Genomic DNA, 23,222 nt, shown 5'->3' with positions numbered 1-23,222 from the left:
CATTACAAAATCCAATCAGCGTAATCAGTTTAATCCTGCAACAGACAATTTAAATCGCCGAAGGCGATCTCTACTTCTTCTTTTTCTTTTCCACCTTCTTCGTGAAGCCGCCTTCGAAAAAGCATTTGATACCCCGATAAGCGCCGCAACCACCTATTTCACGGATGCTGACACGATTGCCGGTAAACTGGAAAGCGATGCCGCAGGATGATTCTTTGTCTTTGTACTCTCCCCTGTTACCGCCAATATAATGTCCTCTTCCGCTCAGTTCTCCTTTGCAGTTACCGTTGTCTTTTGAGAAGGTGATAAAGAACTGAAATGATTTGGTATCATCCCCGTCGCGGATGGATACAATATTCATATCGCCGAAAGTATAGTCGCCGGAAAATTTATGTTTACGTGGTAAGGTATCGATCGGGTTAAAGATCTGTCCCGCATTCGTAGGCCCGTTGGAGTTAGTCATGATCAATGTCACAGTTCCATCGGGATTTACCATATAAAAATCTTCCTTCAATGCACTGCGGCTACCCGACAGTTTCTTTTCACTGCTGATCTTTACTACATTCTTGCTGTCTATTACCAGGGAGGTAACCGTTCCATCAGCACTACCGGTGTTGGCTACACGTATCCTGCCCAGGTATTTGCCTTTTTTATCCAGGAAGCAGAGATAACCTACAGATTGCGACCTGCCTGTAGCCTTTACTGTCATATAATTCACCGTATTGCCGGGGATCCGCTGCAACGGAAAATATTTCACCGGCTCACTTCTGGAGAAATCACCTTTCGTGAGGGTATCTGTTAAAAACCGCATGGCAGCAGTATCCAGCCGCAATGAATCCGGTTGTTTCAGCTGGAGCGTGTCCGGGGTAAGCCTGTAGGGCAGTGTACCAGGGGTAAACAATGCCTGAAAGTCTTCAAATGTCATGGGCTCATTGCCATCACCCTTTTTCTTTTTTGATTTGCAGGCTGCCAGCATACCAATGGCCAGTAATAATAAAAGGAAACGCTTCATTACAATAGTTAATTCTGGGCGAAAAGTTATATATAATTTTTATATGTGCGCGTTAAAAAATCAAAAAACATACCGGATAGATAAATGTTCAGAATTATTATTTAGATTTGTCTAAATAATATTTTAGATAACATGAATTTATCGATCGCAGAGGAGAACCATATTAAGTCGATTTATAAACTGCAGGAGGGCGATGCGGTAGTTACCACCAATGCACTGGCATATGAGCTGGATACAAAGCCGGCATCGGTTACTGACATGGCTAAAAAGCTGAAAGAGAAGAAACTGATTGAATACGAGAAATACAAGGGTATTACGCTTTCCGCCGACGGCAGGAAGGCGGCCCTGCAGATTGTGCGCCGCCATCGCCTGTGGGAGTGCTTCCTGGTGGATAAACTATCGTTCAGCTGGGAAGAAGTGCATGAACTGGCAGAGGAGCTGGAGCATGTGCGCAGCGAAAAGCTTACCAACCGGCTCAGCGAATTCCTGGGTAACCCGGTAATAGACCCTCATGGCGACCCTATCCCGGATGCCAACGGGAAACTGGTCAAACCCCGCCCTCAAACCTCGCTGGATCAGGCCAATGCCAAACGGCTGGTGGTAACCGCCGTAACGGACCAGTCTACCGCCCTGCTGGCCTTTCTCAACGCCAAAGGGATAAAGCTTGGCACCCAGCTGGAAATCATAGCTCATTACGAATACGATAATTCCATAGAAATAAAAGTAAAAGGGCAATCTCCCATCACCATCAGCGAACAGGTGGCGAAAAATATTATGGTCAGACCTCTATAATCATCAGCATATACTATGAGCATCGAGCATACACATTCATCAGCATCGTTAAGTGAGGTACATCAGAGTGTAGAAACAAACGGAAAATCCAGGTGGAAAAAGATTTTCGCTTTCTTTGGCCCCGCCTACCTGGTGAGCGTAGGTTATATGGACCCCGGCAACTGGGCCACAGACCTGGCAGGTGGCAGCCAGTACGGCTATAAATTATTGTGGGTATTGCTCATGAGTAATCTCATGGCCCTGCTGCTCCAAAGTTTGAGCGCGCGGCTGGGTATTGTGCGCGGGCGTGACCTGGCACAGGCAAACCGGGAAACCTATCCCCCCCTGGTAAATTTCATCCTGTATATACTGGCAGAAATAGCCATAGCAGCTACCGACCTTGCGGAAGTACTGGGAATGGCCATCGGTATTCAGCTGCTGACAGGGCTGCCGCTGGTATGGGGCGTGAGCCTCACCGTACTGGATACCTTCCTCCTGCTCATTCTGCAGCGCTATGGCATCCGTAAAATGGAAGGATTTATTATCAGTCTTGTTGCCATTGTAGGCGCCTCCTTCCTCGTGGAACTGATACTGGTAAAACCGCAGATGAACGAGGTAGTGAAAGGTTTTATTCCTTCCATCCCCGACAACACCGCCCTGTATATCGCTATTGGTATTATTGGCGCCACCGTGATGCCGCACAACCTGTATCTCCACTCTGCCCTGGTGCAAACACGGAAAATAAAACGGGATGATACAGGTATCAGGCAGGCTCTTAAAATGAATTTCATCGACAGCACCATTGCGCTGAACCTCGCCTTCCTGGTGAATGCCGCCATTTTGATACTGGCGGCCACCGTATTTTTCAAAAGCGGCAGAACAGATGTGGCGGAAATACAGGATGCGCACCGGCTGCTGGATCAGTTGCTGGGAAGCAAGCTGGCGCCGGTCCTGTTTGCAGTGGCATTGATCGCGGCAGGACAAAGCTCCACGGTAACCGGTACACTGGCCGGGCAGATTGTAATGGAAGGCTACCTGCGTCTGCGTATCAACCCCTGGCTGCGCAGGCTCCTCACCCGGCTGCTGGCCATCATCCCCGCCCTGCTGGTAATACTCATTGCCGGCGATGAAGAAGTAGGCGCGCTCCTGGTGTTCAGCCAGGTGCTGCTCAGTTTGCAGCTCGGCTTTGCCATTATCCCACTCATCCATTTTGTAAGCGATAAAAAGACAATGGGCGCATTCGCCATTAAGCCTGTCACTAAAATCTTCAGCTGGCTGGTCACCAGTTTATTGGTGTACCTTAACATGCGGATGGTATTATCAGAAGCCTTTGAGTATATGTCTGGTACCGGGAATATATTTGTAGATGGACTGATTATGGCCGGCTGCATCGGCTTCGTGGTGCTGCTGCTCATCACCATTGTATATCCCCTGCGGCGCCGTTACCGCGAAGATGCAGCTGCCGGTATCCATACCACGCAGGTATCGCTGGGAGAAATGGAAAAGCCTTCCTATCAGTGCATTGCAATGGCCCTGGATTTTTCGCAACGTGATAAGGACATAGTGACCAACGCCATTGCTCACGGTAATGAACACACGCAGTATATCCTTATTCACATCGTGGAAAGCGCCTCCGCCAAATACTTCGGGAAAGAATCAGACGACCTGGAAACACGCCGCGACCAGGAACAGCTGGATACTTATATTGCCCTGCTGAAAAGCCGCAATATCAAGGCCAAAGGCGTGCTTGGGTTCCGCAGGCGGGCCCGTGAAATTGCCCGCATTGTACGCCAGGAAAAGGCCGACTTCCTTGTACTGGGAGGGCACGGGCACCGGGGTTTCAAAGACTGGCTGTATGGGGAAACCGCCAACCAGGTAAGGCACCAGGTAAAGATCCCCGTATTGGTGGTGCAATAAACATACTAACTATAACGGGTAAACGATAAATATATGCTTTCCATTTTTAAGCCGGGAGATACCAGGCATTTCAGTCGCACGGTGCGGCAGGAAGACTGTGCCACCTTCGACAGCGGCAGTGTTCATCCCGTATATGCCACCTTTGCACTGGCGCGGGATGCAGAATGGTGTTGCCGGTTGTTTGTACTGGAAATGAAGGAGGGGCATGAAGAAGGTATTGGCACCCGGCTTACCGTGGATCACCTCTCCCCAGCCGTAGCCGGCAGCCGGGTGGATTTTACTGCCGTTATTACACGGATACATCATCACGAAATTACCTGTAACTACGAAGCCGTTTGCAATGGCCGTGTAGTGGCGAGGGGGGTGCAGGTGCAGAAGATCCTCCCAAAAGAAAAACTGGAAAAACTTTTCGCACGTTGATCTCCGCGGAGTTTGTCTGACTCAGGATTATGATGATTTTGCTGATTTCCCTGATTTTATTTTATAAAATATTAGGAGAGATGAGAACGGATATATCCGCTTTCATCTCTCCTAATAATAATTACAAGTATCTAAAAATAAAAATCAGCAAAATCATCATAATCCTGAGTCAGACAACCTCCGCTACAGTCCCAGCGCCGCCTTCAGCCGCGGGTAACCGGTTTTACTTACCAGTACCCTTGCACCGCTGCGCAGGATGGCCAGGTGGTTTTCCTTTTCATAAGGGTCTATACGGGTTACCTGGTTTACATTGAGGATATAAGAGCGGTGCACCCGTGTAAACTGTTGCGGGTCCAGCATCTTCTCAAAAAACGACATTGTTTTATTCTTCAGGAAGCTGCCTTCCTGCGTTACTATTTTAACGTAGTCATCTGCTGCTTCCAGGTAATGGATATCCTGTACCGGGATGATCTTGATTTTCCCGTTGATCTTTATTACCACACGATTGCTTTGCAAAGGTGTTGCTGCCGCGGTTTCCAGCAGTGCTTCCGTGTTGTTACCGGCGGTGGCTGTTTGAAAATGATCCAGCCATTTCTGCACCGCTTTATCAAAGCGGTCGCTGGAAAAAGGTTTCAGCAGGTAATCGACCGCATGTACTTCAAAAGCCCTGATAGCATGTTCTTCAAAGGCGGTTGTAAAGATCACTGCAGGCATATTTTCCACGAGTTCCAGCATTTCAAAACCGGTGATCTTGGGCATTTGAATGTCCAGGAAAATAATATCCGGCTGATGTTGTTGTATAGCCTTTAACCCTTCAAATCCATCATTACATTCCTGTACTACTTCTATCTGGGGGAAGTTTAACAGGTATTCCTTTACCACTTCCCTGGCCAATGGCTCATCATCAATTAATACTGCTTTTATCATGCGATTGTGGTACTTTAATAGTGGTAGTAAATATATTTTCAACAGCGGAGGTTTCCAGCAGGTCTTGTCGTGCAAACAGCAGGTAGAGCCTGCGTTGTATGGACGATAAACCAAAGCCTGTTCCTTTGTTTGGTTGCTGCAGTTCGTTGTCGAACGGGTTTTGTACCGCGATGTGCAACATATTATCCTGCGACCATGTTTTTATGCTGATGGTGATATCACCAGTGGTATCGTATAGTCCGAATTTAATGGCGTTCTCTACTACAGGCTGCAGCAGCATGGGCGGCAGCAGCATGTTCTCTGTCTCCTCATAGGAAGCAATGTTGGTGGTTAACCGATGACCGAACCGCACCTTTTCTATATCCAGGTAAAGCTGCAGGTAGTTCAGTTCCTCGGCAAGTGTGATCCATTGGTCATCTTCCCGCTTCAGGGATCCTCTCAGAAAATCAGAAAGCTTCAACACCATTTGGCGGGCTTCCTTGGGCCGCAGCATGATCAGTGCGTTAATGGAGTTAAGGCTGTTAAACAGGAAATGCGGCTGCAGTTGCTGCCGCAGTTTAAAGAGCTCTGCTTCTCTTACTATTTTCTCCGTAGCTTCTTTACGGTCGCGGGATTCCTGTTGTTCTTCCACATCGTACCACATCTGGCTTCTGAAGCCGATGCCAGCAATCAGCATCCATCCAACGAAGGCATGGATGGGAATAGCATTATTCAGCCAGTTGATATACCGTGCGTTGTCGGGAAAGGCGGAGACGAGGAGCCAGCGGCTCAGGCATACCCACAGTACAGACAGGGAAAAGCTCACGATGGCCACGTAGCCAAACTTCATGGTGCCGTCTGCCGGGCGGTAATAAGCCACGTTATGGCTGATTATAATACCGGCGGCTCCCAGTAGTATCACGTGTATTGCGCTGTCTGTAGCGGATTCCCAGATGGGGAGGTCGTACCAGTACCACAACAGCCCGCCATATAAGAACATCCATATGGCGAAGGAAGTGAGGAAAGCCCACCAGGAATTGCCTTTCATCAATTGTTTAAACAAAGAAGCCGTTTTTTCTTGTTATACGTTAAGCTCAATGTACTGCTGGCCCTGTAACTGGGCAGATTTCATCTGCAGCCAGGCGATGTAGGAATTAGGATCTCCCGGTTCTTCGATGCGGGAGTACAGTTCCATGCCATCTGTCAGCTGGTCAAGGGTATATACCTCCGGTACATTGATGAACTTCCACTGTACCAGTTCCTGTTGTTGATTCTTAAAAGCATATTGTTCCTGCATACCAATTTCGCGGGCTTTATCGCAGGCGTCTTTCTTGGTAACAGCGCTGATTAATCTTAATTGTTCATCAAACTGCGGGGTGTGATTGCCTTCGCCACAGATGATCTGGTATACAACTTTCGCAACAAACCAATGCATAAAATTAAATTTAAAAGTTGGAGAAGATAGAATAAAGGTTGAGATATGGATATTTTATGATCAGTAACTTCTTATTTCCACGCCACCGAATACACAGGCGCCTTTCAGGATCAGCAGCTTTTCAGCGGGGCCGTTGGTTATCAGATCCGTGTGCCGTTTATCTTCCACGCCACCCAGGATGGTAGTAATATCCACCTGTATCTTCCAGTTGGCCGGCACAACAATTTCACAACCACCAAAAACGGCTGATATGTCTATTACAGCGGCACCGTTGATATCTGCCTTCATGAAGTTGAGTACAGCGCCTCCGAAAATGGCGGTTACGTCGCCTCCCTTAAAGTCCCTGGACATGATCACCTTATTCACGCTGCCAAAAATGGCAGTGGCTTCCAGCACATCTTCACCGGTTGCAAACTCCTGGCTTGCACCGAAGCTCTTTTTCCGGGCTGCCCGATCTTTACCGGGATAATTCCTTTTAAAGATCAGCATAATTCCTACCAGGATCAATGCTACCGGCCATATAAACTTGGCGGAGGCATAAGGCAGATGCAATATTTCGTTTGCCAGGAAGATTCCGCCCAGCAAAACCATCCCGATCCATCCTCCCAACCTGAAATTATGTTTTGCACCAATAACGATACCGACCGCTATCAGGATCATTTGCCAGGAAAACAGCCAGTGGGGCAGGTTCAGATCCAGGCGTTGTAATAACAGGCAGGCACCAACGATGATAAGAACTGCACCGCCTACAAAACGGCCTTTTCTTCTTGATGCTTCGATATCTTCGTTTCTCATTTGTTTTATTGTTTATGATACAAATGTAGAACGGCCCCTTGTTATTGGAAACAGGGTTTAGGCTAATAAAGCACCCTAACCGGTAAAAAGCAGGAAATAGCCGGTGAAAATGACGGGTTATATTTCCACCGTTACCAGGGCATCGTTTCCGGCCAGTTTTACCAGGATGGCTTTCAGCTGTTGCACCATAGGATCGGGGCCACAGATATAGAAATGCTGGTTAAAGTTACGGATCTTCTCTTTCAGGTAACTTTCATCGATGGTATGATGATCGTAGCCGGGTACCTCCTGCTCAGTGAGGGTATTAATAAAGCGGTGGCCCAGCATGGCTTCAAACTCATCTTTCAGGATAATATCTGCCAGGGTCTTATTGGAACAGATCAACTGGTTGTTGCCCAGCTGGCCCTTCTGCTGCAGATCGCGCAGGATGGCAATAAAGGGGGTAACGCCCGCTCCCCCGGCAATGAATACGCCTTCCCCATTATAATGAATGGTACCCCATACATCGTGCAGGATAAGTTCATCTCCGGCTTTCAGCAGCCCCAGTTCATGGGTAACGCTGTTATGATCATCGTAAATCTTAATGGTGAATTCCAGTTGATCCCACGAGGTAAGGCTTGTAAAGGTAAAAGGGCGTCTTTCTTCTTCCCATCCGGGTTTATTGATAGATACTTCTGTGGCCTGGCCGGGCACAAAGGTGTATCCGGCGGGCTTTTCCACGGTAAACTGGCGGACATTGTGTGTTACAGGGGCTACAGCCAGGATTTTTACAATATGGCTTTCCATTTGTTCAGGTTTTCTTGGATATGAAAGTAGGGTAAATTTTCGTCTCAGCGCAATGCCTGCAGCAATAAAGGCAGCAATGCTGCTGCCCAGCGGCTGTAGTCTTTCCCTGAAGGGTGCAGCCCATCTGCCGCTACCAGTTCCGGGTCCTGCGCAGCTTCCCGGGTAAAGTGCGTGATATCCAGGTAGGGCACCAGCCATTCCCCTGCGATAGTTTTATTGACAGCATTGTAGGCATCTATTTCCCGGCTGATCTGCTCCCGGTTACGGTCTGCCGCAAAGGGCGTTACGCCCCAGTCGGGGATAGACAGCACTACCACATGGGCCGGATTATTACCTGCAAAGGCAATGGCCTTTTGCAGCAGGGCGGTAAACTCCGCTGCATATTCTTCCACCGGGCGGCCACGGTATTGATTGTTTACGCCGATCAGCAGCGTTACTATATCGTAAGTTTTATGTATATGAGCAGCAGCGATACCGGCTTCCAGTTCGCCGGTGGTCCAGCCTGTGGTGGCTATGATCTGCGGGATTTCCACTGCTATGCCCTGTTCCCGCAGCAAGGCGGCGGCCTGTACAGGAAAGCATTCGGAATAGGCAACCTGTTCACCTATGGTATAACTATCGCCAAGGGCGAGATACGTAACTGGTATCATGCTGGTAGCTGAAATTTTGTTGCTGCAAAAAAATGAGCAGCAAAATAACATTAATCCTAACATAAGCAAAAAGTTATATGCAGGTGTTAAATTTGCGGAATAAAGAGCAAATCTTCCCATTGCGTAAACTGAAAAGCCTTACCTTTGCACGCGATTACAACAATTACGTAACGCATAAAGAAACCGTTTTATGCCGGCAGAAAAAATAACGATGAACAATGGCCTGTTACAGGTCCCTGCACAACCCATCATCCCATTTATAGAAGGCGACGGAATAGGCCCGGACATCTGGAGAGCCAGTGTACGCGTATTCGACGCAGCTGTAGAGAAAGCTTATGGCGGTGACAGGAAAATTGAATGGAAAGAAGTACTGGCAGGTGAGAAAGCCTTCCAGCAAACAGGCGAATGGCTGCCAAAGGCTACACTGGATGCACTGAAAGAATACCTGGTGTCTATCAAAGGTCCCCTGTCAACTCCCGTTGGCGGCGGTATCCGCTCCCTGAACGTTGCTATGCGCCAGGAACTGGACCTCTACGCCTGTGTAAGGCCTGTACGCTGGTTCAACAAAGTGCCCTCCCCGGTAAAACACCCTGAAAAAGTGGACATGGTGATTTTCCGCGAAAATACCGAAGACATCTATGCCGGCATTGAATATATGACGGGTACACCTGAAGCAAAAAAACTGCTCGATTTCCTGCAAAATGAAATGGGCGTTAAGAAGATCAGGTTCCCAGAAACCTCTTCCCTGGGTATTAAACCGGTATCCATTGAAGGTACAGAACGACTGGTACGTGCCGCTATTATTTATGCGCTGGAACATAAGCGCCCGTCGCTTACCCTGGTGCATAAAGGCAATATCATGAAATTCACCGAAGGCGGTTTCAAAAACTGGGGTTACGCACTGGCAGAAAGAGAATTCGGCGATAAAGTATATACCTGGGAACACTGGGAAAAAACCAAGAAAGAACTGGGTGAGGAAGAAGCCAATAAAGAGTTGAAAGTGGCCACCGCAAAAGGAAAGCTGCTGATCAAGGATGTAATTGCAGATAACTTCCTGCAACAGATACTGCTGGCGCCGCAGGATTACTCTGTGGTAGCTACCCTGAACCTGAACGGCGACTATATCTCCGACGCATTAGCGGCGGCTGTAGGCGGTATTGGTATTGCTCCGGGCGCCAACATCAACTACCTCACCGGCTATGCTGTATTTGAAGCCACTCACGGCACTGCGCCACGCTTTGCCAATACCAACACCATGAACCCGTCTTCAGTGATCCTGAGCGGCGTAATGATGCTGGAATACATGGGTTGGAAAGAAGCCGCTGAAATCATTGTTCACGGCCTCAGCACCGCCATTATGCGCAAACGCGTTACCATCGACTTCTACAACCTGATGGATGACGCCACCCTGGTAAAAACCAGCGAATTTGCGGATGAAGTGATCAAGCAAATGCAGCACTAAGCGGATTTTGTCTGACTCAGGATTATGATGATTATACTGATTTGTTTGATTTTATTTTTTTGAATTAAACAGGTTGGGGAGATGGAAGCGGAGTTTGTCTGACTCAGGATTACGCTGATTAAGCTGATTAATTTTTATATAATTCGGGGAGATAGAAGTGGATAAACCCACTTTTATCTCCCCGACCCATTTTAATTATTTATTAAAATATCCCCGAAATCATCATAATCATCATAATCCTGGAAAAGACAAAATCCGCTTCCATCTCCCAGCTTGTTTAAATCAAACAAATCAGTATAATCAGCGTAATCAGTGTTCCAAGACAATTTCCGTGAAATTTTGTTTTTTTCACAGCTATTCGTATTTTTCGTGATTATCCCAATTGGGACTCGCTTGAATAATTGTTGTGAAATGCTTTTAATCTAATTTTAAAAAACCCGAAATGGCAGAAAAAATTAAAGTTGCTAATCCGGTAGTTGAACTGGATGGTGATGAAATGACACGAATCATCTGGAAATTCATCAAGGATAAACTGATACTTCCATACCTGGATGTTGAGATCAAATATTTTGATCTGGGCATGGAGCACCGCGATGCTACCAACGACCAGGTAACCATTGATGCAGCCAATGCTATCAGGGAAGTAGGCGTAGGTATCAAATGCGCTACCATTACACCGGATGAAGAGCGTGTAAAGGAATTTAACCTGAAGCAGATGTGGAAATCACCCAACGGAACTATCCGTAATATCCTGGATGGTACCGTATTCCGTGAGCCAATTGTAACAAAGAATGTTCCACGCCTGGTGCCAAACTGGACTGCGCCGATCTGCATTGGCCGTCATGCTTTTGGCGACCAGTACCGCGCTACCGATTTCGTTACAAAAGGAAAGGGTAAACTGACCATTAAGTTTGAAGGCGAAAACGGTGAAGTGATTGAACATGAAGTATACAACTTCAAAGGCGATGGTGTTGCACTGGCTATGTACAATACCGACGAATCCATCAAAGGCTTTGCCCGTGCATGTTTCAACCAGGCACTGATGAAAAAATGGCCTTTATACCTGAGCACCAAGAACACCATCCTCAAAAAATATGATGGCCGTTTCAAAGATATCTTCGAAGAAATCTATCAACAGGAATTTAAAGCTGAATTCCAGGCCAACGGCTTAACCTATGAGCATCGCCTGATCGATGACATGGTGGCCAGCGCGCTGAAATGGCACGGTAATTTTGTATGGGCCTGTAAAAACTATGACGGCGACGTACAGTCTGACACCGTCGCACAGGGCTTTGGCTCTCTCGGCCTGATGACTTCCACTCTCATCACTCCTGATGGTAAAACAATGGAAGCTGAAGCCGCTCACGGTACTGTAACCCGTCACTACCGCGATCACCAGGCTGGTAAACCAACTTCCACCAACCCCATCGCTTCCATCTTCGCATGGACTCGCGGCCTGGAGTTCCGTGGTAAACTGGATAACAACCAGCAACTGATCAACTTCTGCCAGGCACTGGAACAGGTTTGTATCGAAACTGTGGAAAGTGGTAAAATGACAAAAGACCTGGCTGTTTGTATCCATGGAAATAAAGTAGAACATGGTAAACACTACCTGTATACCGAAGAATTCCTGGAAGCGCTGGATACCGCACTGAAAGCGAAACTGGCTTAATTTATCAATAATAAAAAAAGCAGCGGGATGAATATCATTCCGCTGCTTTTTTATTTTAACCAGGTGAAGACTTTATAGCTTCATCTGCCTTCTTAATATTTTATCTTCTCCATAAATATCATCATAGAAAACCAGCTCTCCGTTCTTTCCTTCTGCAGTAAAGTACCGGAGATAGATGGGAATATGTTTAGGCAGATCTATCTGTCTTTTTTCTTCCCGTGCCAGCCATACCCGGATACTATCGCCACTATGCCTCAGGCTATCAGCACGCACCAGGTACTGCGCCAGGCTATCCCATTGCTGCACCCGCACACAACCATGACTCATAGCACGCATAGCGTTCTTAAACAACCCGCGGTTGTTGGTATCATGCAGGTATACGCTATACTTGTTCCTGAAGTTAAATTTCATCACGCCAAGTGAATTGTCAATTCCATCCATTTGCCGGAGCACATAAGGAAAATGCCCTTTACTGAGCTTTGACCAGTCGATAGTATAAGGATCCACTGCATTACCATTCCTATCAATTACTTCCAGGTTCTTCTTAGCGAGATAACCGATATCCTTCTTTATAGCCGGCAGCATCTCCTTAAATACAATGCTGTAAGGAACGCGCCAGTAAGGGAACATCATAAAATTGGTCATATAGGAATTGAGCAGCGGTGTACGCGTGCGCGGCGTGCCTACAATTACACGGGATTCCAGCACCACTTCCCCGCTATCCACCACTTTCAGGTTATAACCCGGCAGGTTCACAAGGATATACCTGGAAGGCAATGTGTCTGGCAGTTTGCGCCAGCGATCGAGGTTTACTGCCGCCTGCATGATCCAGTCGTGCGCAGAGCGGTTCATGGCCATCACCGTTCTTTTTCCGGCCACCCCGTCCGGATAGATATTGAACTCTTTCTGAAATGCTTTTACACCCGTTTTCAGCAACGCTGAATCCAGCTCACGGCCGGTGGTATCAACATGCCCGCTTTGCACCAGGCGGTTGAACACCAGCTGGCGGAAGCCAAGCGTATCCGTATAATTAAGTGGTAATGTATCCCAGTGATAGTCCGCATATTTGGCTTTGAATGTCCGGATCCCTTCCTTCAGGGCAAGATATCCCTCATGGGTGGGTTCCAGTGAATGAAGGATACCTGTTACGTTCTTCTCTTCAAGCGCCTGCTTCAACTGTGTAATGAGTTGTTCATCCGTAAATGCCGAATCCTTTCTGAGGGTAATGCTATCACGCGGCGCAACACCATAGCGCAGGTCCGATGCCATTTTCATGAAAGCGTCCGTCATCAGTACGTCTACTTTTGCCCACAGGGCGGCATCTTTTTTGGCAGTAGCATCGCTGCTGATCTGTTCCCATGCAGCAGTCAGCGCAGGCTCATGATATTGCGCCGGCAGCAGTCCCACGTCTTCCGCATGCTGGATCATATACAGCATAGAATCCGCAGCAGGATTGGTGATCCCGTTCTTTGACCATTGGCTTGCCGGTTTATCAGCGCCGTAAAATTCCTGTATTGCTGAAGGTCGGAAGGATTGCAAACTGTCTTCCAGTTCGCCTTCGTTATCTTTCAGGGCCGACAATCGCTCAGTGATACTCTCGGTGATCACTTCGTCCAACTGTCTGATGTTTGCTACAATCTGTTTTTGTTTTGGGGCGGTATGCTTTTTTTTATTGACGCAGGCTAACAACAAGCACACTCCAGATCCGCATAACAAACTGATAATAAAAATTTTGTTCTTCATCTGCAGTAAATCGCTATGGTAAAGATAGGGATTTACAAATACTGTGCTGAAAATTTTTGTGCGAAGAAGCCCGGGACTTCTCTGCTATTGCATCTATTCCCTACCGGCAGCAGTCTTTCTTCACAAAAAGTGACTGGATAAACTTTAATATACCTGCAACTACTTTTTTCATGTCCGGATTTTTTAAAAAGAGAAGCCACGGTGTGCAGCAGCTTCTCTTTAAACTAAAACTAAAACAACTAACTTTTATTTCTTTACCCCCGGCGTATTCAGATCTTGTCTATTGGTATACGCTCAGGGGCCTTCAATTGTTTAAACTTACTGGGTGTAAGACCTGTTACTTTTTTGAATTGCGCCGATAGATGTGCTACACTGCTGTATCCCAGCTTGTAACTGATTTCACTTAAGCTTAATTCGTTATATACCAGTAATTCTTTCACCCGCTCTATTTTCTGCTGAATAATATATTGTTCAATGGTGGTACCTTCAGTTTCAGAAAAAAGATTACTGAGATAATGATAGTCCTTCTGCAACTTCCCTGCCAGTAAGGTGGAGAAGTTTTCCTTCATTTCATCCAGCTCTGAATGATGCACTGCCTGTACAATAATACTTTTTATGCCTGCGATCAGCTGTTGTTTTTTATCATCTATCAATAAAAATCCTTCCTGCTGAAGCGCTGCTGATAACTGCTGTAACTGTTGCTCTGAAACGGTCCCGTTTACTACTGCTTTACCCAGCTGTATTTCCTTAACGCTCAGTTGCTGCGCGGCAATAGTATTAGTAACCACTTTGATGCAACGCGGACAAACCATATTCTTTATAAACAGATCTGTTGTAGACATCGGTTACTTTTTAATATTAAAAATGTTATGCTCCACCCTGATCAAAAAAGAGTTGGGGGAATTCCTCGGCATGCTTCCGGTTAGCTGGGTGCGGTAAGACAGGTCCAGTCTTGTAGTGCTGTTAAAAATAAACTGCACTGCCGGGGCAATATCCAGGTAGGAGCCTTTGCCTGCTGCGTCTGTATTGGTTTTACCCAACAGTTCCACATACAGGTTTAAATTGGTTTGCTGAAAGCTTTTATACTTTACGGGCAACACCAGGTAGCCGGCCGACAAACTATAATTCACTGCATTCCTGGAAAATTCGTCCGGGATATTGTCCTTCACATTGTTCATATAACGGGAATACCCTAACGTTGTGGATAATGCCAGTTTATGCAACAGTTGTGTGGCAATGATCCCTCCGTTTACGCCTGAGGTGGCACCTTCCAGATCCAGTTCCTTATTGTTGTACGGGCGCATGGCATGAGTTCCATCCGGCATCTCCGGGTAATACGGGTTATTGATCACGGAGCCACGTACATAGGCTGCCATACGGAAATGCGCATGCTGCTGATCCAGCGACAGGAAGCGGTATTTGGCGTATACGCCGCCGCCCTCCAGTTTTACAGATGGCTGCATCATGTTGGAGGCATATCCAAGCACATGTAACATGAGCTTTTTATTTACGCCCCACATCACTTCCGGCTCAAAACGCATCCCATTGTCACCGGAATGCTTCATGTCAAAAACCTTATTGGAAAGCCGGATGCCCAGTGAGTTGGCGGGCATGTTGCTCGCCGGCTCTGTATTCACATATAATTCCTGGGCAGCGGCCATACTATAGCCGGCCATGATGACCAGGGCTGTTATTAAAAATCTTTTCATATACCGGCCAGCTGTTAAATGGTGACGTGATAAATTCTTTTGGAAGCAGTAGCTCCGTCAGATTTGCAGCAGTCGCCCATCATGCCTGTTTTATAACAGGCCATAGTGGTTTCGGTACTGAATTTTTTAAATTGTTTGGCAGAAACAAAGTCCTTGTCGATCACCGTAAGATCTTTGTCACCCGACAATACCTGGTTCTTCACATCCATAAAGTGCAGGGTGCTGCCGGCAAACGGCACATGTGCGTCGTTCTGTACGCTTACCCCGTCAAAGCTGGCAGTCATTACCAGTTTACCTACAGAAAACCCGGCATCTTCCACTTTATTTTTTATGGCATCGATGCTTACCGGTACCCCGGTTTTGAAGATCAGCACAAAGGTGGTATTATCAAGGTCCGTATCTATTTTATCAACAAAAGGCAATGATTCCAGCGCCTCGTAAGTAGCTTTTGAGCACATAGCGCAGGTAAGGCCTGTAGCGTGAACACTGGCTTTCTTAAATTGTGCATTTGCGCCGAAAGATAGGCCCAGCGCGAGCAATATAATGGATACTATTTTCATGGTCTGATGAATAAAATTGAATAAAAGAATAATAACAGTTAAGGCAATAAGGATGCTGTATGACAGCAGCCAACATTACATTAAAACTGTATCAGACCAGGAAGGTACAGTTCCGGAGGAAAATAGGTGCGGACGGGATGTCCGGCGGGTCGTGGGGGCGGCCGACATTAAGCATTTCCTGCACCGGCAAAACGGAAGCAGGTAAGATCCTTACCGGCAGCTGCATGTTTGTGGAAGGACCAAAATCGGATTGCAAGGCTTTTGCGGCCTGGTGCGTTTCGGTAACCTTACAGAACTTAAACTCATCTTTACAACAATCCATGCCCTTTACCGGCTTTCCGCATTTACCGCAGTGATCGGCCGGAGCTTCCTGCAGGTCAATGGACGCCAGCTTGCCCATGCAGTGGTGCACGTTTACTGCAAACCCGCTGGTAAGCGTAATATACAGTGTGGCAAATAATATGGCAAAAAATTGCTTCATGATGAATTACAAAGATACATAAAAAAAATGACCGGTATCGTGTTGCCACCATACCGGTCATCATATAGTCAGATACAAAAAGTTAATTAATAAACCACCATCTGAGCCCTACCCTGAAAGCGAAGTTATTATATGGGTACAGCGCGCCCTGCATAATTGTTGTTGCCAATAAAAGTATTCAGGTTTTCTGCGCGTACATAGGCAGAGAAGGATTTGATACGAAAATTGGCAAATGCGGCAATATCGGGGAGCGGATTGCTGATCTTCGCTGTATTCTGGTAAATGAACTGACCGGTGAGCGGAGAATAGTCATCTGCATAATAACCGGTGTTATAGCGCAGCTCTATGCCCGTCATCAGGTTCAGGTTCGTATACAGTCTTTTCTCAAAGGCAAACCGGTTACGTGTCCAGAAAGCAGGTACATTAAGCGGCCCGTTGCCATGCAACTGCTGGAAAGCGATATCCAGGTACCAGGAAAACGGTTTTATGCTGAACTTCTTGCTAAAGGTGATCTGTAACAGGTTAAACAGGGAGTTATACTGATCACTGTGATAGAAATCCCTGAAATAGGTGTAATTGGTAAACAGGAAATAATTGGCTGCCAGGGTATAGTCCAGCTTTTTATTCTCAGTGGCAAACTGCAGCTGGGTAATATTTTCCTTGGACAGGCTGGTATTGTACCAGGCATCATTAGTGCTGGCGAAATACTTGAAAACGTAAGATGGTTCCTTATTTACGTTGCTCACCGACAAGCGCACATCTCCCAGGAAATCATTGATATGTCTTTTTAACATCCCGTAAAATCCATAATCCCCGATATTCTGTCCTGCTACATAAAACTCACCTCTTGCAGAAAAATCCCATTTCTGGTTACGGGTTTTATTACGGTATTCGCCATGTACTGCCAGGTTGCTGAAATTGATATCCGCATCCAGGAAAGTGCCTGTAAGACTTTCAAACCTCGCTCCTATATTAATAAAATGCCCCAGGTTGCCAAGCACCGGGAACTGGATGAGCGAAAGGTCGTTGGAAATCATCTTCCACTGGTGTTTGGAGGCTACCGTATCGCCGGGTAAAAAATTATAGTGGCGGGAATAGAAAGCGGTATCCGGGCTGGAGTCGAGGAACTCATAGTTATTGTTCTGGTAATTGAATGTGTACTGCACACGGAATATCGGGTCGTACTTATAATAATCGGTGGTATCGTTCACATGGATACTATCGCCCCGGCCCCAATCGTACTGTTGCTGGATCAGGAATCCGGTTTCCCGGTAATTGGATTTCACCGGGATGGAGCCCCCGAAAAAGGCATACGTTGTAGAAGCGCTGTTACCGAGGTTTACCGGGATGGTTTTCCGTTGCTTGAAAGTATTGTTGGTCATGAACGTATCGCTCTGGATCCCCCCGTTCTCTCCACCGTTGATCTTATTATAATAGAAGCTCAGGTAGGTATTGGCGCGTTTATTTTTGCTCTGGTACCGGGCAGTAAAGCGGTAAATATCATGATTGGTATTTTGCGAACGATAGTATCCCGGCGCATTGATTTTGCGGTAGTCGAAAGCAAAGTTGAAGCGCTCCGTCCTGTTCTGCGTATGGGAAAGCCCTATTACCTGTTCCTGTTTGCTGCCTACCAGGTACTGCAGCTCTGTGTAGGGGCGTGTAGTATAATAGAAACGGGCATCCTTATGCGTGTTGGAATATACGTCATAAGCATGAAACCCTGCATCAAACCCGGGTTTCATGCGTGGTGTAAAGATCATGTTATAGGCGGCGCCACCGGTATTCCCAAGTGTGGTGTATGAAGAGGGCACCCTCAGGTAATTGGTCTGAAAATCCGATATGGACGAGTCGAGCTTATAATCGGTGGGCTCACCGAGGATGCGGTAGGTTAATGTCAGCGTATCCGGTTCATGCTCATGTTTTGAGGTATCCCGCTGCATTTTGCTGGTACCGCCGCCACCGCCGCCCATGTTACCGAAGCGTCCAGAGTTGAACTGGGCCATTAATTGATTCCCGCACAAGAACAGCAGGGCTATGGAAATGAAAATTTGCCTCATCCGAAAGTAACAAAAGCGTTTATAGTTGCCGGATTAATTCACTAAATATCAGCGTAAGCTTGGGTTCTGCCGCTTTCGCAGCTGCCAGTACTTCTTCATGGGTGATCACATTTTCTTCTTCACGGATACCGATATCGGTGATCACACTCATGGCAAATACTTTCAAACCGGCATGTGCCGCTACAATTACTTCAGGTACGGTGCTCATTCCTACGGCGTCGCCACCGATGATGTGCATATATTTGTACTCTGCCCGGGTTTCAAAGGTGGGCCCCTGAACCCCTACATATACGCCGCTATGTAAAGATATATTGTTGGCTGCAGCAATTTTACCTGCTGCATCGATCAGTGTTTTGGCATAGGGCTCACTCATATCGGGGAAACGGGGGCCCAGTGAGTCCTCGTTCTTACCGCGCAGCGGATGCTCCGGCTGCAGGTTGATATGATCCCTGATGATCATCAGATCGCCTACCTGGAAGGATGGATTCATTCCCCCGGCGGCATTGGAAATAAACAAGGTATGAATACCCAGGGCTTTCATAACGCGCACCGGAAAAGTTACCTGTTGCATGGAAAACCCTTCATAAAAGTGAAAACGCCCTGCCATCGCCACAACCGGCTTTCCCTGCATATGCCCCAGGATTAGTTTGCCTGAATGCCCTTCCACCGTTGATTCGGGGAAATGGGGTATGCTGCTGTATGGAATTTCGATGCTGTCCTCAATTTCCGCTGTCAGGTTACCCAGGCCGCTGCCCAGTATAATCCCTGCCACCGGCTTATGCTGCCAGAATTTGCTGATATATTCCCCCGCTGCTGTGATCTTTGCTGTTAGTTCACTCATCTGTTTATACGTTAATTAAAAGCCGGGTTTAAAAAACAAACCCGCGCAAAGTTATTTTTTAATTCACAAATGACTGCAGTTTTATATTTAAATCATAATGACCTATTTTAGCGGCAAATTTTATTCCGATGAACTTACACGAGTACCAGGCTAAAGAACTGTTGAAAAAATATAATGTACCGGTACAGGAAGGTATTCCGGTGGATACCCCTGAAGCGGCTGCGGAAGCATATAAGCAGCTGAAAGTGCAATTTGGTAATGAATTTGCCGTTGTAAAAGCCCAGATTCATGCGGGTGGACGCGGAAAGGGTAAGATCCGTGGTACGGAACAGAGAGGTGTGGCAGTAGGAAAAAATGCAGAAGATATTAAAAACATAGCAGGAAATATCCTGGGAGGCACCCTGGTAACCATTCAAACCGGCGAAGCCGGTAAACTGGTAAACAAAGTACTGGTAGCGCAGGATGTTTACTATCCAGGCGCTAACCCGGTAAAGGAATTTTACCTGTCTATCCTGCTGGATCGTGCTAAAAGCCAGAACGTTATCATGTATTCCACTGAAGGTGGTATGGATATCGAAGAGGTAGCACACAGCACTCCTGAGAAAATATTTAAAGAGTGGGTAAAACCAAATATGACCCTGCAGCCTTTCCAGGCACGTAACATCGCCTTCAACTTCGGTTTGAGCGGTGAAGCGTTCAAAAACATGGTGAAATTTGTGACCAACCTCTATAACGCATACGTAGGACTGGATTGCAGCATGCTGGAAATCAACCCGCTGTTCAAAACCAGCGACGACAAGATCATTGCCGTTGATGCCAAAGTAAACCTGGACGACAACTCCCTGATGCGTCATCCCGACCTGGAAGCGCTCCGCGATATTTCTGAAGAAGATCCTACAGAAGTAGAAGCCAGCAAATACAACCTGAACTTTGTAAAACTGGATGGTAACGTAGGTTGTATGGTAAATGGCGCCGGCCTGGCCATGGCTACCATGGACATGATCAAACTGAGCGGCGGTGAACCAGCCAACTTCCTGGACGTAGGCGGTACTGCCAACGCTCAAACCGTGGAAGCAGGCTTCCGTATCATCCTGAAAGATCCAAAGGTTAAAGCTATCCTGATCAATATCTTTGGTGGTATTGTGCGTTGCGACAGGGTTGCCCAGGGTGTTATTGATGCTTACAAATCCATTGGTAACATCAGCGTTCCTATCATCGTCCGTTTACAGGGTACCAACGCTGCAGAAGCTAAAGTACTGATCGAAGAAAGCGGTCTGAAAGTACAGTCAGCTATCCTGCTCAGCGAGGCAGCTGCCCTGGTGAACAAAGCGGTTAGCTGATCACAGCGGATTTTGTCTTGGAACACTGATTACGCTGATTTTGCTGATTAGTTTGATTTTATTTTTGAATTTTTATAGATATTTAAGGGAGATGAAAAGCGAAGTTTGCTTTTATCTCCCTTAATTATTTACCGGTTTTCACTTCAGGCTTTTATAAATAGTTAAGGGAGATAAATGCTGATATCGCATCTATCTCCCTTAATTTTATAAAGTCTAAAAAATAGAATCAAACTAATCAGCAAAATCAGTGTTCCAAGACAAAATCCGCCCTACTCTCCTTTCTTAGGCGTCGGGGCCGGCATAGTAGCCTTGGGTTTGTTTTCCTTATTGTCCTTATGTTCCTCTTTCGGCTTTGCCGGAGCAGGTTCCTGGCTGTCGGCGCCAGGTGTGGCGTAATCGCTGACATCGCCGGAGCCATAGTCATCTGCAGATCCGTTGCCCACGTTTTCTGATTCGGCGCCGGGTTTTACGTTGGAATCGTAATTCATGTAAATATCGTCTTCACTCATATTCGGCGGCACCGGGAAATGATCATTGGAGCTGATCTTCAGGGTGGGGTCGGCATATACTTTCTGCATGAAATAACCCCAGATAGGTAAACCCGTATTGGCACCCTGCCCAATGGCTGTAGTGCTGAAGTGGATAAAGTTGTTTTCGCAGCCTACCCACGCACCTGCCAGTAATTTCGGTGTATAGCCCATAAACCAGCCATCGGTATTGTCGTTGGTAGTACCGGTTTTACCGGCTATTTCGCCCTGGATGTTGAAACGGGAACGGATACGCGCACCGGTACCTCCGGGCGCTACCACTCCTTCCATCATCTTCACCATAGTATAAGATTCCCTTTCACTGATCACTTCACGTTTTACCGGTGCAAATGTTTCAAGGATATTGCCGTTCCTGTCTTCAATACGGGTAATATAAATAGGCTTGGTATTAATTCCCCTGGCAGGAAACATGGTATATCCCTGCATCAGTTCATAAAGCGATAACTCCACGGCGCCCAGTGCAATGGCCGGGTAAGCAGGAATATCGCTGGTAAAGCCTACTTTGTTCTTGGCAAAATCAGCAAACGGTTTGGCGCCAATCTGTTTGATCAGGTAGGCGGCCACCAGGTTTAGTGATTTGGCAAGCGCGCCAGCCATGGTAATGGTACCACCGGTGCTTCCTTCCGAGTTATGTGGCGTCCATCCGTTGATGGAGATGGGCTCATTGGGCAGAATAGTATTGGGCGACATACCATTCATGATCGCAAAGCAATACAGGAAAGGCTTAAAGGTAGAACCAACCTGACGGCGGGTTTTAGCCACGTGATCATTCTTGAAATAACGGAAATCCGGTCCGCCTACCCAGGCTTTCACTTCTCCGCTTTCGGGGTCCATTGCCATAAAGCCCGCCTGTAAAATAGCGCGCATATATTTAATGGAGTCCAGCGGGGTCATGGTAGTATCTATTTCATTCAGGTCCGGTTCAGTAGAGCTTCTCCAGCCGAACACCTTCATTCTCACAGGGGTATTGAATGCCCGCGCAATGGTAGAATCGTCTGCTTCATCGTCTTTCATAGCCTTATACCGGTCAGATTCTTTCATATACTGATCCAGGTATTTGGGCCATTTCTTCCAAACGCTGCCTGTTTTTACATCGTTTTGTGCAGAGAGCGACTTTTGCAGTACAGCCAGGTGTTTGGCCACAGCTTCTTCTGCATATAACTGCATTCTCGGGTTGATGGTGGTATATATTTTCAACCCGTCGCGGTAGAGGTTATATTCAGACCCATCGGCTTTCTTATGTGTTTTGCACCAGCCTTTCAGCTCATCCCGCAACACTTCCCTGAAATAAGGAGCCAATCCTTTGTTATGGTCAATTTTGTTATAATGCAGTACAATAGGCTTGCTTTTGGCAGCAGCTGCCTCGGCCGGGGTAATGAAACCGGCTTCCTGCATGTTGCTGATAACGGTATTGCGGCGCTGGAGGGCATTTTGCGGATTCCTGCGCGGGTTGTAAAGAGTATTGCCTTTCAGCATTCCCACCAGGATGGCGGCTTCTTCAATAGACAGGTGCCCGGCATCTTTACTGAAAAAAGTCCTGGCCCCGTTTTCTATTCCATATACATTATCCCCGAAAGCTACGGTATTCAGATACAGGGTAAGAATCTCCTGCTTGGTGAAGTTCCTTTCCAGCTTTACAGCGATGATCCATTCCTGTATTTTCTGGAAGGCCCTGCCAATAGGGTTACCGGAGCGCGTTTTTCCCAGGTTATCCGTTTGCAGGTTCAGTGCCAGCTGTTGGGTGATGGTACTGGATCCACGTTTTTTACCAATAAGCAGGTAAAAAGGGATGGCCAGTGTGCCTTTTGGGTCAATACCTGAATTATCATAAAAACGGGTTTCTTCAGTTGCTATCAGCGCGTTGATCACGTTTTTGGAGATCTCATTATAGTCGCTGCTGGAGCGGTCTACCTGGTAGTATTTACCCAAAATGGTACCATCGTCGGCAATCACCTCTGCGGCCAGTGCTGCCCGTGGGTTTTCCAGTTCTTCCAGTGATGGCATACTGCCAATGATCCGGAAGTTAATGAGTAAAACTAACAGAATAAGGAATGCTAAGATACCAAAAGCCACCCGCCACAATATTTTCACCGATTTTTTCATGCGCTAGTTAATTT

Annotated in this window: 21 protein-coding genes; 6 read left to right on the top strand and 15 right to left on the bottom strand. The window is 46.9% G+C overall.

What is annotated here, in order from left to right; translation table 11 throughout:
- Window positions 1-70: 70 nt before the first annotated feature.
- Window positions 71-1,012 carry a hypothetical protein gene (locus tag ABIE50_RS09705; protein WP_209864049.1) on the bottom strand — a complete coding sequence of 314 codons (942 nt, stop codon included), beginning with the start codon at window positions 1,010-1,012 and terminating at the stop codon, window positions 71-73.
- 132 nt (window positions 1,013-1,144) lie between these two features.
- Between ABIE50_RS09705 and ABIE50_RS09700 the strand changes: the two genes are divergently transcribed.
- Genes ABIE50_RS09700 through ABIE50_RS09690 form a run of 3 tightly spaced genes read left to right on the top strand, consistent with a single transcriptional unit; the run spans window position 1,145 to window position 4,120 of the window.
- Window positions 1,145-1,804: a metal-dependent transcriptional regulator gene (locus ABIE50_RS09700; RefSeq protein WP_209864053.1), complete on the top strand. Its 660-nt coding sequence runs from the start codon at window positions 1,145-1,147 to the stop codon at window positions 1,802-1,804.
- 15 nt (window positions 1,805-1,819) lie between these two features.
- A complete protein-coding gene (locus ABIE50_RS09695) occupies window positions 1,820-3,700 on the top strand; it encodes an Nramp family divalent metal transporter (RefSeq protein ID WP_209864056.1) in 1,881 nt (626 codons plus the stop codon).
- A 33-nt stretch (window positions 3,701-3,733) separates the two neighbouring features.
- Entirely contained in the window at window positions 3,734-4,120 is a 387-nt protein-coding gene (locus ABIE50_RS09690) for a thioesterase family protein (RefSeq protein ID WP_209864058.1), read from the top strand.
- 183 nt (window positions 4,121-4,303) lie between these two features.
- On the opposite strand, the gene ABIE50_RS09685 is transcribed toward ABIE50_RS09690, so the two are convergent.
- The 6 genes from ABIE50_RS09685 to ABIE50_RS09660 all read right to left on the bottom strand — a co-directional run bounded on the left by ABIE50_RS09685 (window position 4,304) and on the right by ABIE50_RS09660 (window position 8,692).
- The gene (locus ABIE50_RS09685) at window positions 4,304-5,047 is read right to left on the bottom strand and encodes a LytR/AlgR family response regulator transcription factor (protein WP_142683435.1); all 744 of its coding nucleotides are present in this window, start codon (window positions 5,045-5,047) and stop codon (window positions 4,304-4,306) included.
- Complete coding sequence (locus tag ABIE50_RS09680) at window positions 5,025-6,089, bottom strand: sensor histidine kinase (RefSeq protein WP_209864061.1); 1,065 nt, start codon at window positions 6,087-6,089, stop codon at window positions 5,025-5,027. Before ABIE50_RS09680 ends, ABIE50_RS09685 begins: the two co-directional genes overlap by 23 nt.
- Before the next feature lie 18 nt (window positions 6,090-6,107).
- Window positions 6,108-6,461, bottom strand: coding sequence for a DUF4288 domain-containing protein (locus tag ABIE50_RS09675; RefSeq protein WP_142683436.1), 354 nt, complete (start codon window positions 6,459-6,461; stop codon window positions 6,108-6,110).
- Between the two features lie 60 nt (window positions 6,462-6,521).
- On the bottom strand, window positions 6,522-7,256 hold the full coding sequence (locus ABIE50_RS09670; RefSeq protein WP_209864063.1) for a LiaF transmembrane domain-containing protein: 735 nt from the start codon (window positions 7,254-7,256) through the stop codon (window positions 6,522-6,524).
- A gap of 117 nt (window positions 7,257-7,373) precedes the next feature.
- Window positions 7,374-8,042, bottom strand: a complete 669-nt coding sequence (locus ABIE50_RS09665; RefSeq protein ID WP_209864067.1) for a ferredoxin reductase domain-containing protein — start codon at window positions 8,040-8,042, stop codon at window positions 7,374-7,376.
- 44 nt (window positions 8,043-8,086) lie between these two features.
- Window positions 8,087-8,692: an SGNH/GDSL hydrolase family protein gene (locus tag ABIE50_RS09660; protein WP_354027947.1), complete on the bottom strand. Its 606-nt coding sequence runs from the start codon at window positions 8,690-8,692 to the stop codon at window positions 8,087-8,089.
- A gap of 190 nt (window positions 8,693-8,882) precedes the next feature.
- On the opposite strand from ABIE50_RS09660, the gene icd reads away from it, so the two are divergent.
- On the top strand, window positions 8,883-10,154 hold the full coding sequence (gene icd / locus ABIE50_RS09655) for an NADP-dependent isocitrate dehydrogenase (protein ID WP_142683439.1): 1,272 nt from the start codon (window positions 8,883-8,885) through the stop codon (window positions 10,152-10,154).
- A gap of 442 nt (window positions 10,155-10,596) precedes the next feature.
- Complete coding sequence (locus tag ABIE50_RS09650; protein WP_142683440.1) at window positions 10,597-11,826, top strand: NADP-dependent isocitrate dehydrogenase; 1,230 nt, start codon at window positions 10,597-10,599, stop codon at window positions 11,824-11,826.
- Between the two features lie 72 nt (window positions 11,827-11,898).
- Here the strand turns inward: ABIE50_RS09650 and ABIE50_RS09645 are convergent, their stop codons facing one another.
- From ABIE50_RS09645 to ABIE50_RS09615, 7 genes are all read right to left on the bottom strand, one after another.
- Window positions 11,899-13,434 (bottom strand): L,D-transpeptidase family protein, encoded by a 1,536-nt coding sequence (locus ABIE50_RS09645; RefSeq protein ID WP_354028284.1) that lies wholly within the window; start codon window positions 13,432-13,434, stop codon window positions 11,899-11,901.
- Window positions 13,435-13,838: 404 nt separating this feature from the next.
- Entirely contained in the window at window positions 13,839-14,411 is a 573-nt protein-coding gene (locus tag ABIE50_RS09640) for a helix-turn-helix domain-containing protein (protein WP_142683442.1), read from the bottom strand.
- Between the two features lie 3 nt (window positions 14,412-14,414).
- Entirely contained in the window at window positions 14,415-15,278 is an 864-nt protein-coding gene (locus ABIE50_RS09635) for a hypothetical protein (RefSeq protein ID WP_209864075.1), read from the bottom strand.
- A 14-nt stretch (window positions 15,279-15,292) separates the two neighbouring features.
- Window positions 15,293-15,838: a heavy-metal-associated domain-containing protein gene (locus ABIE50_RS09630; protein ID WP_209864078.1), complete on the bottom strand. Its 546-nt coding sequence runs from the start codon at window positions 15,836-15,838 to the stop codon at window positions 15,293-15,295.
- A 91-nt stretch (window positions 15,839-15,929) separates the two neighbouring features.
- Window positions 15,930-16,319 (bottom strand): HYC_CC_PP family protein, encoded by a 390-nt coding sequence (locus tag ABIE50_RS09625; RefSeq protein ID WP_209864081.1) that lies wholly within the window; start codon window positions 16,317-16,319, stop codon window positions 15,930-15,932.
- A 128-nt stretch (window positions 16,320-16,447) separates the two neighbouring features.
- Window positions 16,448-18,322, bottom strand: a complete 1,875-nt coding sequence (locus ABIE50_RS09620) for a putative porin (RefSeq protein WP_354027946.1) — start codon at window positions 18,320-18,322, stop codon at window positions 16,448-16,450.
- A 73-nt stretch (window positions 18,323-18,395) separates the two neighbouring features.
- Window positions 18,396-19,217 (bottom strand): purine-nucleoside phosphorylase, encoded by an 822-nt coding sequence (locus ABIE50_RS09615; RefSeq protein ID WP_209864086.1) that lies wholly within the window; start codon window positions 19,215-19,217, stop codon window positions 18,396-18,398.
- Window positions 19,218-19,345: 128 nt separating this feature from the next.
- Between ABIE50_RS09615 and sucC the strand changes: the two genes are divergently transcribed.
- Window positions 19,346-20,557, top strand: a complete 1,212-nt coding sequence (sucC, locus tag ABIE50_RS09610; RefSeq protein WP_142683448.1) for an ADP-forming succinate--CoA ligase subunit beta — start codon at window positions 19,346-19,348, stop codon at window positions 20,555-20,557.
- A gap of 269 nt (window positions 20,558-20,826) precedes the next feature.
- Here sucC and ABIE50_RS09605 read toward each other — a convergent pair whose 3' ends face one another.
- A complete protein-coding gene (locus tag ABIE50_RS09605) occupies window positions 20,827-23,208 on the bottom strand; it encodes a penicillin-binding protein 1A (RefSeq protein WP_209864090.1) in 2,382 nt (793 codons plus the stop codon).
- Window positions 23,209-23,222 lie beyond the last annotated feature (14 nt).

It is taken from the genome of Chitinophaga sp. OAE865, from assembly GCF_040546735.1.
In the GTDB taxonomy this organism is placed as follows: domain Bacteria; phylum Bacteroidota; class Bacteroidia; order Chitinophagales; family Chitinophagaceae; genus Chitinophaga; species Chitinophaga polysaccharea_A.
This window is presented reverse-complemented; position numbering and strand designations above follow the sequence as displayed.

Excerpts from the sequence above, each read along its gene's own strand:
- ABIE50_RS09705 (WP_209864049.1), bottom strand. The coding sequence starts at position 1,012 with ATGAAGCGTTTCCTTTTATTATTACTGGCCATTGGTATGCTGGCAGCC.
- ABIE50_RS09700 (WP_209864053.1), top strand. The coding sequence starts at position 1,145 with ATGAATTTATCGATCGCAGAGGAGAACCATATTAAGTCGATTTATAAA.
- ABIE50_RS09695 (WP_209864056.1), top strand. The coding sequence starts at position 1,820 with ATGAGCATCGAGCATACACATTCATCAGCATCGTTAAGTGAGGTACAT.
- ABIE50_RS09690 (WP_209864058.1), top strand. The coding sequence starts at position 3,734 with ATGCTTTCCATTTTTAAGCCGGGAGATACCAGGCATTTCAGTCGCACG.
- ABIE50_RS09685 (WP_142683435.1), bottom strand. The coding sequence starts at position 5,047 with ATGATAAAAGCAGTATTAATTGATGATGAGCCATTGGCCAGGGAAGTG.
- ABIE50_RS09675 (WP_142683436.1), bottom strand. The coding sequence starts at position 6,461 with ATGCATTGGTTTGTTGCGAAAGTTGTATACCAGATCATCTGTGGCGAA.
- ABIE50_RS09670 (WP_209864063.1), bottom strand. The coding sequence starts at position 7,256 with ATGAGAAACGAAGATATCGAAGCATCAAGAAGAAAAGGCCGTTTTGTA.
- ABIE50_RS09665 (WP_209864067.1), bottom strand. The coding sequence starts at position 8,042 with ATGGAAAGCCATATTGTAAAAATCCTGGCTGTAGCCCCTGTAACACAC.
- ABIE50_RS09660 (WP_354027947.1), bottom strand. The coding sequence starts at position 8,692 with ATGATACCAGTTACGTATCTCGCCCTTGGCGATAGTTATACCATAGGT.
- icd (WP_142683439.1), top strand. The coding sequence starts at position 8,883 with ATGCCGGCAGAAAAAATAACGATGAACAATGGCCTGTTACAGGTCCCT.
- ABIE50_RS09650 (WP_142683440.1), top strand. The coding sequence starts at position 10,597 with ATGGCAGAAAAAATTAAAGTTGCTAATCCGGTAGTTGAACTGGATGGT.
- ABIE50_RS09640 (WP_142683442.1), bottom strand. The coding sequence starts at position 14,411 with ATGTCTACAACAGATCTGTTTATAAAGAATATGGTTTGTCCGCGTTGC.
- ABIE50_RS09635 (WP_209864075.1), bottom strand. The coding sequence starts at position 15,278 with ATGAAAAGATTTTTAATAACAGCCCTGGTCATCATGGCCGGCTATAGT.
- ABIE50_RS09630 (WP_209864078.1), bottom strand. The coding sequence starts at position 15,838 with ATGAAAATAGTATCCATTATATTGCTCGCGCTGGGCCTATCTTTCGGC.
- ABIE50_RS09625 (WP_209864081.1), bottom strand. The coding sequence starts at position 16,319 with ATGAAGCAATTTTTTGCCATATTATTTGCCACACTGTATATTACGCTT.
- ABIE50_RS09620 (WP_354027946.1), bottom strand. The coding sequence starts at position 18,322 with ATGGCCCAGTTCAACTCTGGACGCTTCGGTAACATGGGCGGCGGTGGC.
- ABIE50_RS09615 (WP_209864086.1), bottom strand. The coding sequence starts at position 19,217 with ATGAGTGAACTAACAGCAAAGATCACAGCAGCGGGGGAATATATCAGC.
- sucC (WP_142683448.1), top strand. The coding sequence starts at position 19,346 with ATGAACTTACACGAGTACCAGGCTAAAGAACTGTTGAAAAAATATAAT.
- ABIE50_RS09605 (WP_209864090.1), bottom strand. The coding sequence starts at position 23,208 with ATGAAAAAATCGGTGAAAATATTGTGGCGGGTGGCTTTTGGTATCTTA.